General features: G+C 46.8%; 14 protein-coding genes. 6 read left to right on the forward strand and 8 right to left on the reverse strand.

Annotated features, from left to right (window positions below):
* Positions 1-43 precede the first annotated feature (43 nt).
* Both ypfJ and rbp read right to left on the reverse strand, forming a co-directional pair.
* Positions 44-907, reverse strand: a complete 864-nt coding sequence (gene ypfJ / locus AC5JBY_RS20010; protein WP_495906420.1) for a KPN_02809 family neutral zinc metallopeptidase — start codon at positions 905-907, stop codon at positions 44-46.
* A gap of 173 nt (positions 908-1,080) precedes the next feature.
* A complete protein-coding gene (rbp, locus tag AC5JBY_RS20015) occupies positions 1,081-1,416 on the reverse strand; it encodes an RNA-binding regulator (protein ID WP_495906421.1) in 336 nt (111 codons plus the stop codon).
* 395 nt (positions 1,417-1,811) lie between these two features.
* Here rbp and AC5JBY_RS20020 point away from each other — a divergent pair, with 395 nt between their 5' ends.
* Positions 1,812-2,060 carry a hypothetical protein gene (locus AC5JBY_RS20020; RefSeq protein WP_495906422.1) on the forward strand — a complete coding sequence of 83 codons (249 nt, stop codon included), beginning with the start codon at positions 1,812-1,814 and terminating at the stop codon, positions 2,058-2,060.
* 91 nt (positions 2,061-2,151) lie between these two features.
* On the opposite strand, the gene groL is transcribed toward AC5JBY_RS20020, so the two are convergent.
* Both groL and AC5JBY_RS20030 read right to left on the reverse strand, forming a co-directional pair.
* A complete protein-coding gene (gene groL, locus AC5JBY_RS20025) occupies positions 2,152-3,780 on the reverse strand; it encodes a chaperonin GroEL (RefSeq protein ID WP_495906423.1) in 1,629 nt (542 codons plus the stop codon).
* A 35-nt stretch (positions 3,781-3,815) separates the two neighbouring features.
* On the reverse strand, positions 3,816-4,097 hold the full coding sequence (locus tag AC5JBY_RS20030; protein WP_495906424.1) for a co-chaperone GroES: 282 nt from the start codon (positions 4,095-4,097) through the stop codon (positions 3,816-3,818).
* 33 nt (positions 4,098-4,130) lie between these two features.
* Between AC5JBY_RS20030 and AC5JBY_RS20035 the strand changes: the two genes are divergently transcribed.
* The 4 genes from AC5JBY_RS20035 to AC5JBY_RS20050 all read left to right on the forward strand — a co-directional run bounded on the left by AC5JBY_RS20035 (position 4,131) and on the right by AC5JBY_RS20050 (position 7,307).
* Complete coding sequence (locus AC5JBY_RS20035) at positions 4,131-4,349, forward strand: hypothetical protein (protein ID WP_495906425.1); 219 nt, start codon at positions 4,131-4,133, stop codon at positions 4,347-4,349.
* A gap of 214 nt (positions 4,350-4,563) precedes the next feature.
* On the forward strand, positions 4,564-5,289 hold the full coding sequence (locus tag AC5JBY_RS20040) for a COG1470 family protein (RefSeq protein WP_495906426.1): 726 nt from the start codon (positions 4,564-4,566) through the stop codon (positions 5,287-5,289).
* 13 nt (positions 5,290-5,302) lie between these two features.
* On the forward strand, positions 5,303-6,319 hold the full coding sequence (locus AC5JBY_RS20045; RefSeq protein WP_495906427.1) for an ABC transporter ATP-binding protein: 1,017 nt from the start codon (positions 5,303-5,305) through the stop codon (positions 6,317-6,319).
* The gene (locus tag AC5JBY_RS20050; RefSeq protein WP_495906428.1) at positions 6,255-7,307 is read left to right on the forward strand and encodes an ABC transporter permease; all 1,053 of its coding nucleotides are present in this window, start codon (positions 6,255-6,257) and stop codon (positions 7,305-7,307) included. The genes AC5JBY_RS20045 and AC5JBY_RS20050 overlap by 65 nt, the downstream gene beginning before the upstream one ends.
* 53 nt (positions 7,308-7,360) lie before the next feature.
* On the opposite strand, the gene AC5JBY_RS20055 is transcribed toward AC5JBY_RS20050, so the two are convergent.
* Genes AC5JBY_RS20055 through AC5JBY_RS20065 form a run of 3 tightly spaced genes read right to left on the reverse strand, consistent with a single transcriptional unit; the run spans position 7,361 to position 11,809 of the window.
* A complete protein-coding gene (locus AC5JBY_RS20055; protein ID WP_495906429.1) occupies positions 7,361-8,776 on the reverse strand; it encodes a TolC family protein in 1,416 nt (471 codons plus the stop codon).
* A complete protein-coding gene (locus AC5JBY_RS20060; protein ID WP_495906430.1) occupies positions 8,773-10,125 on the reverse strand; it encodes an HlyD family secretion protein in 1,353 nt (450 codons plus the stop codon). Before AC5JBY_RS20060 ends, AC5JBY_RS20055 begins: the two co-directional genes overlap by 4 nt.
* A 1-nt stretch (position 10,126) precedes the next feature.
* On the reverse strand, positions 10,127-11,809 hold the full coding sequence (locus tag AC5JBY_RS20065; protein WP_495906431.1) for a peptidase domain-containing ABC transporter: 1,683 nt from the start codon (positions 11,807-11,809) through the stop codon (positions 10,127-10,129).
* A 143-nt stretch (positions 11,810-11,952) separates the two neighbouring features.
* Between AC5JBY_RS20065 and AC5JBY_RS20070 the strand changes: the two genes are divergently transcribed.
* Positions 11,953-12,630, forward strand: a complete 678-nt coding sequence (locus tag AC5JBY_RS20070) for a TetR/AcrR family transcriptional regulator (protein ID WP_495906432.1) — start codon at positions 11,953-11,955, stop codon at positions 12,628-12,630.
* Between the two features lie 32 nt (positions 12,631-12,662).
* Here AC5JBY_RS20070 and AC5JBY_RS20075 read toward each other — a convergent pair whose 3' ends face one another.
* Complete coding sequence (locus tag AC5JBY_RS20075; RefSeq protein WP_495906433.1) at positions 12,663-13,136, reverse strand: flavin reductase; 474 nt, start codon at positions 13,134-13,136, stop codon at positions 12,663-12,665.
* Between the last annotated feature and the right edge of the window lie 50 nt (positions 13,137-13,186).

The raw sequence follows: 13,186 nt of genomic DNA on the forward strand, positions 1-13,186 counted from the left end.
CTTTTGATACATGCTTCTTTCTATTGAACCATGGCGATGGCTATTAATTCAACGAAGGGTCACTAAATGTATCTCCCTGTTTGAGGTCTCCCGATTCGTAGCCTTTTTTAAACCAATACATCCTTTGTTGTGAAGTACCATGTGTGAAAGCATCCGGCACCACCCGACCAGTTGCTTGTTTTTGCAACCTGTCATCACCAATAGCATTGGCTGCTGTTAAAGCTTCTTCAATATCGCCTGGCTCTAATATACGTTTTGTCTTTTGAGCATGATGTGCCCAAACCCCGGCTAAAAAATCCGCCTGCAATTCCATCATAACTGAATATCGGTTATACTCTGCTTCACTGAGGCGCTTACGGAGTCGGGTTAGCTCGGCGGCTTTTCCATTTAACTTTTGAATGTGATGCCCGATCTCATGAGCCACCACATAGGCCATTGGGAAATCTCCCGGCGCGTTCAACTTGTTTTGAAGGTCTTCGTAAAAAGACAGGTCGATATATAATTTCGAATCGCCGGGGCAATAGAATGGTCCGGAAGCCGCACTGGCAAAGCCGCAGGCAGATGCTACCTCGTCACGATACAAGATCAACACCGGCTCTTCATATTTTAGCCCTTGCTGTTGGAATAGCTTGTTCCACACATCTTCTGTTTCTGCTAATACCACTTTCACGAACTTTGCCCGCTCATTATCGGCGGCCTGCTGCTCAGGCGTCGATTGGGCCACCTGCCCAGGTTGGCCGGGCAATGGTTGATCCCCTTGCGAAGGATCAGCGTTACTTCCACCCAAAAACATATAAAGCAGGTAAATGATAACGCCTGCCAGGCCTCCCCCGACGGCAATGCGTCCGCCTGTAGCGCTACGGCGGTCTTCAACATTTGAGCTTTCCCGGTTACCGATCCATTTCATGTTTATGATAATTAGTGTTACTGACCAAATGCATGGATAAAAAATTGTGCCACCATCCTTTTTCAGCGAACCGATAGCGATTTCAAAAGTAAAAATAGGTCTGGAATCAAAGGCAATAATAAAAGAAGCCGGCTCTTTCGGGCCGGCTTCGCGTTTCTCAAAAGACAAATATATTAATACCTGTTCTTATTGTAGCTTCTGCTGTTGTTGAAACCGCCATCGCCGCCACTGTTGTTGCGGAAAGAGCCGCCGCCACGGGGCCTGTCTTCTTTTGGCTTGGCTTCTGTCACTTTAATGGTTCTACCTTCTACCGTAGCTCCGTCCAGTTCTGCAATAGCTTTTTTTGCTGCCGAGTCATCAGCCATTTCCACGAATCCAAAACCACGGGACTTGCCAGTTTCCCTGTCATTGATGATTTTAGCCGAAGTAATTTCTCCATAAGGAGCAAAAAATTCCTGTAAGTCTTCATCTTGTACGTTGAAGCTTAAGTTTGAAACATAGATGTTCATTACTAAAAATGATTTAAGTTAAAAAAAAACTGAGGGAGCAAGGAGTAAATAACTAATTAAGAATGCAGGTTACTTAGCAGATAATTAACGATTACTGATGCAAGACTCAAATTGATATCAAATATACCGTATTTATAGTCAACGACCAACTATTAGAACAAATACTTTGCTGGCATGATAACCGGAAGATTTTTATCTCTATCTTTATTAAGCCTCGCAATAACTACTACGGCGTATATACTGTCTCTTGTATTTTTTCAGCTGTTGTAGTTCAAGTCAAAGTTTCATCTCATTTTTTCTGCTGGCTGATATATTAAAGGCCAGGACAACGTTATCTGTTCAGCTTAAGGTTATTAGAAATTTTTTAAAACATCAAGTGTTTAAAATTTTTAACTATGCAGCTATCAGATTTTATCTTATTGAACGCGGACGAAAAGAAAAGTACTGTACTTCACGAAGGGGTACTTGTTGCGAAGCGAACTAATGAAGACTTCATGGTGTTCCTTTTCCGGCTGGGAAATTATTATGTGGAGGCTTATTGCAATCCTGCCAACAAGGCTATTGAAGAGTACCGGGCTTTCGACCATATCACGCTGTTGAACCCGTACCTCGAAACCATTCCAATCGATCATTTACTTAGTTGAGTTGGTCAGAACGCCGGTGTCTTTTAACAAAGTGGCCTGTACCATTGCATTGGTACAGGCCATGTGACGGTATTAGACTTTGTTTACTTTTCTAATAGTCCATGTCCATCATTCCTGAAGCGGGGCTTGCCGCCACTTCTTTTTTGGGCTTGTCGGAAACTACACATTCTGTAGTGAGTAACAATGCGGCGATGGATGCTGCGTTTTCTATTGCTATCCGGGATACTTTAGTGGGATCAATTACGCCGGCCTGCAGCAGGGGTTCATAAATGCCAGTGCGGGCATTGAAGCCGAAATCTTTCTCTCCTTCTTTTACTTTTTGCACTACGATGCTGCCTTCCTGCCCGCTATTTTGTACAATCTGGCGCAATGGTTCTTCCAGTGCCCTTTTTATGATGGCAACGCCCGTTTGTTCATCCTCGCTGGTTGCTTTCAAGGAGGTGAGCGATGTTATTGCCCTTATATAGGCTGTACCACCTCCCGGCACAATGCCTTCCTGTATCGCGGCCCGGGTTGCGTGCAGGGCATCGTCTACGCGGTCTTTTTTCTCTTTCATTTCTACTTCCGTAGCCGCGCCGACGTAGAGTACTGCCACTCCCCCGCTAAGCTTAGCTAATCTTTCCTGTAGTTTTTCGCGATCGTATTCAGATGTGGTGTTTGCTATCTGTGCTTTGATCTGTTTGATCCGTGCCTGGATAGCTTCCTTGTCACCTTTGCCTCCGACAATCACCGTATTGTCCTTATCGACCGTGATCGATTCGGCGGCACCGAGGAGGTTGAGATCGGCAGTGTCGAGTTTGTATCCCTGTTCTTCGCTCAGTACTGTGCCGCCTGTGAGGATGGCAATGTCCTGCAGCATTTCTTTGCGGCGATCGCCGAAGCCGGGGGCTTTGACAGCCGCTATTTTCAACGTGCCGCGTATCTTGTTTACGACCAGGGTGGCCAATGCTTCACCTTCCAGATCTTCGGCCACAATGAGCAGCGGCCGGCCTGACTGGGCTGTTTTTTCCAACACAGGCAGTAAGTCTTTCATGGAGGATATTTTACGATCGGATAGCAGGATATATGGATTTTCGAGGACAGCCTGCATTTTTTCTGTATTGGTGACAAAGTAGGGTGATATATAACCGCGATCGAACTGCATACCTTCGACTACTTCTACGGTAGTATCGGTACCTTTTGCTTCTTCGACAGTGATCACGCCTTCATTGCCCACCTTGCCGAATGCTTCGGCAATGAGTGTACCTATTGTTTCATCGTTGTTGGCAGAAATGGTCGCTACCTGCCTGATCCTTGCATTGTCATTGCCGATGGTCTGCGACTGCCGGCGCAGGTTTTCCACTACTGCTGCCACTGCTTTGTCGATCCCTCTTTTCAAATCCATCGGGTTGGCGCCTGCGGCAACATTCTTTAGCCCCTCTGCAATGATAGATTGGGCTAATACGGTGGCGGTGGTTGTTCCGTCACCGGCTATGTCGGCCGTTTTGGACGCTACTTCTTTTACCATTTGTGCGCCCATGTTCTCGATGGGGTCTTCGAGTTCGATCTCTTTTGCGACACTCACACCATCTTTGGTGACAGCGGGTGCGCCGAATTTTTTGCCGAGAACTACGTTGCGGCCTTTGGGTCCTAACGTTACTTTTACTGCATTCGCCAAAATGTCAACGCCATTTTTCATTTTGTTGCGGGCGTTGAGGTCAAAGAAAAGTTGTTTTGCCATACACTTTAATTTGAGTCAATTGGAAAAAAATGTGTTTATACAATTGCAAGAATATCACTTTCCCGCATGATCAGCAGTTCTTCGTTCTCATAGCGGAACTCTGTTCCTGCATACTTACCGAAGAGCACGCGGTCGCCTGCTTTCACGGTTACGGGTTCATCTTTTTTGCCCGGGCCTGCAGCGAGTACAATGCCTGTGAGGGGTTTTTCTTTCGCTGTGTCGGGAATGATAATGCCACCTGCTGTTTTGTCTTCTGCTTTGGCAGGTTTAATGATAACGCGGTCGTGTAATGGAACTGCCTTTAAATTGTTTGCCATAATTGATGATTTTGAATTGTTTAAAACAAAGCCATGCATGTCTGGACTTATAGCGGCTTTTATGGCTTTATAATAGCGCCATCAACGGGTGTGCCAATTGAAAGCGTCGTTTTTTTATGTAAAAAAATGGCAGAAGTAAGAAATTTTGGCAGCGAAATGAACGCAGACGGGTTGTCATTTTTTCACAGCGTGCGGCTTGTTGAAGTAAAAAAAATTATGGCAGGATTTGGTGAAAAAAAATGCACTCATTAATTTTACTGCGCTTTTTTGTGAAAGTAGCTTTTATCATCATTAATGAATACTTAACCTCTATTTATTAATTTTTATGTTAGCGCTTCATCCTACACCAAAACGAATGCAAGGCCGCCAGCATGTACGCTCCTTGCTTGTTCCGGTCATTCTTTTTTCTCTTTTTTCATTCATTCCGCCATCGCGTGGCAAGATCTCATCCAGTAATCCATCAACCTTGACGGCCCGGTTAATCAACCTGGAGGGAACCGCGAAAGAGACATTCCGGTTCAACGCCTCGCTGCACAATGCTACTGCGCGGGCTATCATTTACTCGTTCCGCGCTGATATTCCTGCCGGGTGGAATGTTGCATTCCGTGTTGACGGAATGCCAGTCACTTCTTTCAGGGCGGATTCGGGCCGAACGCAGGACGTTTCGATCGAACTGACGCCGACACCGGATGCTAAACCGGGGACGTACACGATTCCTGTGACGGCGAGTGCCGAATGGGATACGCTTTCGCTGAAACTGGAAGCGGTGGTAAAGGGGGCTTATGGTATGGAGCTAACCACTCCTACCGGTTTACTGAGCGGGGAGATCACCGAGGGAAACCGTGAATCCATTCATCTAACGCTAAAGAACACGGGTACGCTTCCGCTTGAAGGGTTGGAGCTTGCTGCGCAGGCGCCAGCCAAATGGGACGCAATTTTCGAACCTGCCAGGGTAGAAAGACTCGAGCCGGGCAAAAGCATCGATGTTGTTGCCCACCTGAAGGTGCCGGACAAAACGATTGCCGGTGATTATGCCACGACTTTTTCGGCGCGCAACAACAATATCAATGCTACGGCTTTATTTCGCACGACCGTAACGACTTCATGGCTGGCCGGCTGGATGGGCGTACTGGTTATTCTGGCAGCTGTGGGTGTTATTTATACATTGATCAGAAAATACGGAAGAAGATAATTTACCTCAATTTATGGAACAACCTATCATTGAACTGGCAGGATTGACAAAATGCTACGGTTCATTGAAGGCTGTGGATCAGCTTGACCTGCAGATCAGGCCGGGCGAGATCTATGGCCTGCTTGGACCAAACGGGGCCGGTAAGACTACCACCATCCTGATGATGCTCGGTCTTACGGAACCTACTGCAGGTGTTGCCAAGGTATGTGGCATCAATGCTACTACCCATCCGATCGCTGTGAAGCGTAAAGTTGGTTATATGCCCGACAATGTTGGCTTTTATGACAGCATGACGGCTATCGACAACCTGCAATACATCGCACGGCTTAGTGGTTTGCCTGAAGGCGAAGTGAAGAACCGTACCCGGGATATGATGGAGCTGGTAGGGCTTGGTGATGTGATGCACAAAAAAACCGGGGCTTATTCGCGTGGTATGAAACAACGGCTTGGCCTGGCGGATGTATTGATCCGGCAACCTGCCGTCATTATACTGGACGAGCCAACGCTGGGGATCGATCCAAGCGGGGTAAAGGATTTCCTCGGGCTTATCAGGCAACTTAGCCGTGAGCAGGGGATTACCGTTCTATTGTCTTCGCACCATCTCTACCAGGTGCAACAGGTGTGTGACCGGGTTGGCATCTTTGTTGGCGGCAAATTGCTGGCGGACGGCGATGTAGCCACGCTCTCGGGGCAGCTGTTTTCGGGTGATCACTTTGTTACCAGTATCACACTGGCAGCATCGCCACCTGCAGAGTGGGATGTGCTGTCTGCGCTGCAATCTATAGCAGGCGTAAAAGAAGTTGCCGTCGATGGTCGTACCATCGAGGTAAGCTGCTCGCGCAATATGACACCGGACCTTGTGCGCTTTTTTGTGGGCAAAGAAATGGATATCATGGGTGTGCACAAAAAGGAATATGGTCTCGAAGAAATCTATCAACGTTATTTTGACAATAATATAACCGAATATGAAAAGGATGGCAAATCCAGCGGTTTATTTCAACGGACTTTTTTCCGGAAGGTTAAACAATAGCGGCTGGCTTAAAAGTATTGTTAATGCAGCCGCCAAGCGGCCAAGCGCGCTTGGCATTATGGTGCGGAAGGAAATAGCAGATCATATCCGTAGTTGGCGTTTTATCGTACTATTGGTATTGCTGCTGCTAACCTTCGTAGCGACGATGTATGTGTCGCTGACAAACCTGCAAGCTGCTGTGGCTAATGAAAACGATCCAGACCGTTTATATCTCTATCTTAAATTGCTTACCACTTCAGATGGCTCATTACCGACGTTCCATATTTTCGTCAGCTTTCTGGGTGCGCTGCTGGGCATCAGTCTTGGTTTTGATGCTATCAATGCAGAGCAGAATAATGGTACGTTGACCCGGCTTATGGCGCAACCTGTTTACCGGGACCATTTGCTGTTGAGCAAGTTCCTGGGAGCCCTTGCGATCGTGTTTGTTTTGTTTCTGTCTTTGGCGCTGCTGATGATCGGGGCCGGGCTGCTGATGACCGGCGTGCCACTTGAGCCGGAGGAATTTTTCCGGATCATGAGTTTTGTGTTGCTTAGTGTGCTGTATGTCGGTTTCTGGCTTGCACTATCGATCCTGTTTTCCGTGAAGTTCCGGCAGGCGACTACTTCCGCGCTGACGGCCATCGGGGTTTGGTTGTTCTTTACGATCTTTTACCGGATTGTTATCAGTATGGTGGTGAAAGGTTTTTTCCCAGACCCGGTCTATCTTTCAGAAGCGGATGTGCTGTGGTACAATAACCTGTTGCTGGACCTGCTGCGTCTTGCTCCGAGCCAGTTGTATACTGATGCTACCACCACTTTGCTGATGCCATCGGTACGCAGCCTGGGACCGCTAACGGTTGAGCAAATGTCCGGCGCTATTCCGAAGCCTCTCCCCTTTCGGGAAAGCCTGCTGATCGTGTGGCCACAGGTTTGTGGTCTTGTTGCAGCGATAGCTGTTTGTTTTGCGCTTACATATTATTGGTTTATGCGACGTGAATTACGCAGTTGACCGTTGTCGTATTTTGTCATCCGGCCGGGAATCGTTGGCAGCTTTCAATAGATTTATTGTGCTGCCAGCGATCCTGCTGCCCATTGTATAGCGTATGATGCTTTGCGATACTTTACCTGAAGCTCTATTACTTTCTGTTGTGTTTCCAGTATTTTATTCTCTCTGGCATTGATCAGGAAAAGTGAACTTTCTCCTTGTGAGAATTTGAGTTCTTCATTTTTCAGCAGGAAGGTATATGTTCTGTTCATTTCGCGGGCGGCCTGCAGCTGTTGTTGCAATTGAACTGTTTCGTTGTAATATTTTCTTATTTTATTCTGCAGGTCCCATTGTTTCTTTTGTAATTCTATGTTGTTGTCTCTAATCTTAATCAGCACATTTTTGTATTCGCCCCGTTCCTGGCGCCATAACAGTGGTAATTTTACGTTGAAGCCAATCTTATAGTTGTTTTCGAGGTAGGGCCAGGAAACATTTTTGTATTGATAGTAGTCTTTGCTAAGCAGGTTGGCCTGCAGGTTTATGACCGGCAGAAAGTTTTGGCGCTTCAGTCTGCGTTCTGCTTCGAGGATGCCGAGTTTATAACGGGCTGCCTGTAAAGCCGGGTGGGTGTTGCCGACACGGGCTACCAGGAACGCTGTATCGGGCAGTGGCTGTAGTGCCGCCAATGCCACAGTATCCGGTACAAATGATTCCGGTAGCAGATAAGGGGTTTCGTCTGCCGTCCAGAGGAAGGCCGACAGGTCCACTATTTTTTTATTCAACTCGGCCAGTGCGCCTGCCTGCATGAGTTTGACGTTTTGAAGCTGCGCCCATGCTTCCATAGTATCGGCCATGGCGCGGTCACCATTTTTGAATGACAAACTGATAAGCCTGGTCCTTTTGTCAGCGACTTCTATATAATTGGTATAAACCCGGTATAGGTACCAGGCGCCTGCCCATTCCCAATAGGCAGACCTTGCATCGAACAGGAGGTCGTTGATCATCAAGAGGCGCTCCTGTGTGTTGAGCTGTCTATATATTCCTGCCTGGCGCAGGGTAGTTCTCTTTTTATCGGTAAGCAAACCATTCAGCAACGGTATTTCGATGCCAAGGTAGCTGGCTACTCCTTTGGTGCGTTCTGGATTGATGTATTGTCCATCGGTTTTTTCATATCCCGCTTTCAGGTTGACAGGGGTGCCTGTGGGAATTTTAAGTTCCGGGTTTGTATATTGGTAATAGTTGACGCCATCGAGTGTTTTAGCGCTGGTAGTTGCATCGAATACCGGATCAAAGGCGCCGCGCGCAGTGAGCAAATCGGCTTCCGCTTTTTGTGTGAGCAGGTCTGCCTGTTTTACTACGGGGTGGTATTGTTTTACCTGTTGAACAAATGTTTCTTCTGTCAATGTCAGTTTATCCTGTGCGGAGGCAAGGCTACGACAGGTGCATAATGCGAGGAGCGTAACTGATATGTTTTTAAACAGGATACGTATCATAGTTTCTTCTCTTTTGGCGCTGATGTTTCTGCCTGGTAATATTCGGGTGGAAAGCCATTAATGTTTCTCCACAATTCGTAATAAACCGGTACATCTTTCAAGAGCATAATGCCTTCTGCCCCCCCGCCTATGCGCAGTTGCGCGGGCCATTTCCTATCGGTACTATCCTCCACGACCAGCACCCGGAATTTTCCATTTGCACTGACGGAGTTCTCTACGGCGATAACCTTGCCTCCAAACGTACCGTAACTGCCACCGGGCCAACCACTGAAAACTATTGCGGGGAAACCATCGAATACAAACCGTACTTTTTGTTCTCTGTTGACGAGTGGGAGATCCATCGGTTTTACAAAAAGCTCTATCGCATATTGTATTTTGTCGGGAACGATCTCCACGATCATATCGCCTTCTTTGAGGAACTCTCCTATGCCTGCTTTTCTGGCTTTGGTGATCTGTCCACTTTGGGGCGCTATGATGTAGTATAGTTTGCTGCGTGCATCATAGTTGGCCAATTGGTTTTGGAGCTTGAGGAGTTCGGCCTCCGTACTGGCTGCGTCGGACAGGGAGGAGAACCTGTCGCCACTCACTTTTGCGATTTTATCGGTGTAATCCTGCAGGGTGGCCTGTTGCTCGATACGGAGATTGGTCAATTCCTGTTTGCTCTGCTGGAGTTTATTGCCTGCGCTGTTCCATTTGGCAAGCCCGTTCTGGTAGTTGATCTTTCTTTTTTCGAAATCCGTCAGCGATATCGCGCCGCTGTCGAGCATGATGCGTGCTGCCTCTATTTGTCTTTTGTATGCTTCGAGCTCGTTGGTTGCTGCGGTGAGGTCTGCTTCATCGGTCTTTATCTTCAATTGCTGCTGTGCAATCTTGTTGTCGAGGGATTGTAATTTCAGTTCCCGGCTTTGTTGGAGGGCCTGCGACTGCACGGTGGTGGCTGCCGCTTTGTTGCGGTAGCTTTCCATGGTTTGTTGTTTGGCTGTGATCTGTTCCTGAGTTCTTTTGAGCAATTGGGGGTCGAAATACTCGACTTTTACTTCGCCTAATTGCAAGAGGGTATCGCCTGCGTTTACAACATCGCCTTCTTTGATATGCCATTTGACGATGCTGCCGGCGATCAGCGTGTTTACCTGTTGGGGGCGTTGTTCCTGCCGCAGGGTTGTGACAGTACCTCTTGCCCTGATGTTTTGTGTCCAGGGCAAAAAGAGTACGGCTACCAGCAGTATGAACATTCCCCATAACCATTTTTTCATGCGGCTGCTCCTGTAAAACAGGTAGATGTTTGAAAAGGAACGGAGGTTGCTTTTCGCAGCAATGGTATGTATATCGGATTGTAAATACGTATTCATCTTATGCGTTGTTTTTTATTGTCAACACCTCTCCATCGGGGCTCAGTTCAATTACCTGGTCGCAGTACCGGCCAAGTGTTTCATCATGCGAGGCTATCAATATGGTGGATGCCGTATTTTTCCTGATATAGCTGATCATATTGCTTTTGTTTTCCGGTGGCAAATGGGCAAAGGGATCTTCGAGGAGCATCAACCTGTGTTCGGCAAGAATGGCTCTTATGAGGAGGATGTTCCTGCGCACATTTTCAGCGAGTTTATTGCCGACAGGCAACATGTGTGTATCGTAGCCATGGGGCAAGGATTTTACAAAGTGGGTAAGTCCTGATATCTGGCAGAGCTCATTTACCTGTTGAATAGTAATTGCATCATTGCCCATCGTCAGGTTTTCCCACAGGCTACCCTGGAAGATATCCTGGCTGCCGAGCAGGATACCCGTGTTCCTGCGAAGATTGGCTACCTGGTAGTTGCCTACGGGGGCATTGTTGAGCAAAATATTGCCTGTGTAATTTTTAAAGGCGCCGGTGAGCAGCCTGAGTACGGTGGATTTGCCTGCTCCGGAAATGCCTTTGATCTGCACCATTTTCCCTGCACCGATGGAAAAGGTTATGTTCTTCAACACTGGTTTTTTGTTGGCATACGCAAAGGTTACGTGGTCGAATTCTATCGATACGCCTTCATCGATTACCGGTAATTCGAGGTGGCCGCTTTTTTCGGTCTCTGCGTCAGTAATGGCGCTCAATTTTTCGACTGAAACGATGGAGTCGTAGACGGTATCGAGGTTGATGATCAATTTTTCGATGGAAGCTATGATGGCTATGATCACGATGTCTGCAGCAATGAACTGCCCTACGTTGATCTGTTGATCTACCAGAAGATAGGCGCCAATGATGAGCATGGCTGCGGTGATGAGTACTTTGAAAGAGATCAGGCTCCAGAACTGGGTAAGGAGGATGCTGAAATAGCTGGTCCGTGAGGCGAGGTAATCGCTGACCAATGCATCTGTTTTGTTCATGTGGAGGGAAGTACCTTTGGTGTACTTAAAGGATTTGATGGAGCGGGCGATTTCCTGGAGCCAGGCAGCTACTGCATATTTATAGGTGCTTGCCCTGTAGGCTGTGTGAAGGCCTTTGGTAGAAGTAAACCGTATGATGGTGAACACAATTGTGATAAGCACCAATCCGAAAGCGATAAAGATGGGATGATAGAAAGAAAGGAGGAGTAATCCAAGCACTACCTGTATCACTGCTGCGGGGAGGTCTATCATGAGCTTGTCGATGCCTTTTTGCAATGAAACGCTGTCGAAATACCTGTTGACCACTTCGGGCAGGTATTCGTGGTCAAGTTTTTCAATATTGAGTTTGGGCAGGCGGTCGCTGTATTCGAGGGAATACCTGACGAAGAGTTTCTGCTTTACTTTTTCGATGATCTGCAACTGTCTTACCTGTAGGAAGCCATTGATGAATACGCCGAAAACCACCATGCCAATGAGTACAATAATAGAGGTGGAAATGGTGCCTGCCAACACAAAGCTGATAATGGACTGGATACCGAGGGGAAGGGATAGCTGAACCAACCCTGCCAGCAGGGCGAATACGCATGCTGCCGCGAAATCTTTTCGTTCGAGCATGAGTATCCTGTTGAGTTTCAACACGGATTGTACTAATGAAAGCGGTTTTTCTGCCATTGCCGATGGGGTTAAGACTGAGCGTATATTTTGCGCAAATATAAATACATCACTTTTATATATGATAGTAATACTATCATAAAAGATTGTAAAAATATACTGTACCCAACATTAGATTTCGATTAGAATTTTACTTTTGCCGTATGGAATTCCAGTTGCAGATCAAAATGAACCCCAAGCTGTATTTGCGTGACCCGGAGCAATCTCCGCTTGGCCGCAACATTATCCAGCATAGCATCCGGATGATCTATAAGATCGGATTTGAGGATTTTACTTTCAAAAAGCTGGCTGCGGATATCGGGACGACCGAAGCGAGTATTTACCGTTATTTCGAGAATAAGCACAAGTTGCTGACTTATATCATTTCCTGGCTGTGGACCTGGCTGGAGTACCAACTTTTGTATCATACCAATAATGTGAAATCGCCGAAGGAGAAAATCATGGTGGTGATCAAATTGCTGACCTTTCAACTGGCGGACCAGTTTACCTTCAATCATATCGACCGGAATCAGCTGTATCAGATCGCTATTACCGAGGGCAGCAAGTCATATCTAACGAAGCATGTGACGCAAGATAACAAGGACCGTTTTTTCAAACCCTATAAAGATCTTTGTGGCAGGATCGCCGACATCTTCAAGGAATATAATGCTTCTTATAAATTTCCAAGGTCGCTTTCGAGCACACTACTCGAAATGGCGCATTACCAGTTCTTTTTCAAAAAAAACCTGCCGTCGTTGACTGATTTTGCAACTGATAAGGATGATACGGGTGTGGTCCAGTTTTTACAGCATCTTGTATTCAGTTCCTTAAAAAAGGATTGATCTTGTTTGCCCTTCGCTTTTCTGTTGCCTTTTTATCCCCTGATCAACTTTCTGTCGCGCAGTGTTTGCAAGGTGAGGCAGTCGTTATTGCGGGCGGTGCTTTTTACAACGCTAAATACAAAGATGTGGTGGTCACCTGCCGGCCTGGTCCATTGTTTTTGCAATAGCATGAGTGCGCTGGTTCCTTTCAAAACGTTATATCCCTGCCATATTTCGAGCAATGATTTTTTTTGGAGGTACCCTTGTTTGTTGTAGCTCCAGCCGGATGTTTGTCCTAATTTCCTGATCAATGAATGCTGACTTTTGTGCAATAATTGCAGGACGGCTATTTGTCCGGCAGTGATATTTTCGAGTGTACGGGTATTTTCATATACTGCCACCATATACAGTTTTGGTTGCATGCTTACTGCAGATACATAGGTGCAGATATTCATATTGACGCTATCGTCGTTGTAGGTAGCTAAACTGTATACCGGTAGATTGGGAATATTCCAGGGCCTTTGCATGGGTTGTTATTATCCATAAAAATAGAATATCGCTTGCATTATTGGCGACT

The organism is Paraflavitalea sp. (assembly GCF_059502485.1).

Coding starts and splice junctions, on each gene's coding strand:
- groL (WP_495906423.1), bottom strand. CDS start 3,780: ATGGCAAAACAACTTTTCTTTGACCTCAACGCCCGCAACAAAATGAAA.
- AC5JBY_RS20075 (WP_495906433.1), bottom strand. CDS start 13,136: ATGCAAAGGCCCTGGAATATTCCCAATCTACCGGTATACAGTTTAGCT.
- rbp (WP_495906421.1), bottom strand. CDS start 1,416: ATGAACATCTATGTTTCAAACTTAAGCTTCAACGTACAAGATGAAGAC.
- AC5JBY_RS20030 (WP_495906424.1), bottom strand. CDS start 4,097: ATGGCAAACAATTTAAAGGCAGTTCCATTACACGACCGCGTTATCATT.
- AC5JBY_RS20020 (WP_495906422.1), top strand. CDS start 1,812: ATGCAGCTATCAGATTTTATCTTATTGAACGCGGACGAAAAGAAAAGT.
- AC5JBY_RS20060 (WP_495906430.1), bottom strand. CDS start 10,125: ATGAATACGTATTTACAATCCGATATACATACCATTGCTGCGAAAAGC.
- AC5JBY_RS20055 (WP_495906429.1), bottom strand. CDS start 8,776: ATGATACGTATCCTGTTTAAAAACATATCAGTTACGCTCCTCGCATTA.
- AC5JBY_RS20050 (WP_495906428.1), top strand. CDS start 6,255: ATGAAAAGGATGGCAAATCCAGCGGTTTATTTCAACGGACTTTTTTCC.
- AC5JBY_RS20045 (WP_495906427.1), top strand. CDS start 5,303: ATGGAACAACCTATCATTGAACTGGCAGGATTGACAAAATGCTACGGT.
- ypfJ (WP_495906420.1), bottom strand. CDS start 907: ATGAAATGGATCGGTAACCGGGAAAGCTCAAATGTTGAAGACCGCCGT.
- AC5JBY_RS20070 (WP_495906432.1), top strand. CDS start 11,953: ATGGAATTCCAGTTGCAGATCAAAATGAACCCCAAGCTGTATTTGCGT.
- AC5JBY_RS20065 (WP_495906431.1), bottom strand. CDS start 11,809: ATGGCAGAAAAACCGCTTTCATTAGTACAATCCGTGTTGAAACTCAAC.
- AC5JBY_RS20035 (WP_495906425.1), top strand. CDS start 4,131: ATGCATGTCTGGACTTATAGCGGCTTTTATGGCTTTATAATAGCGCCA.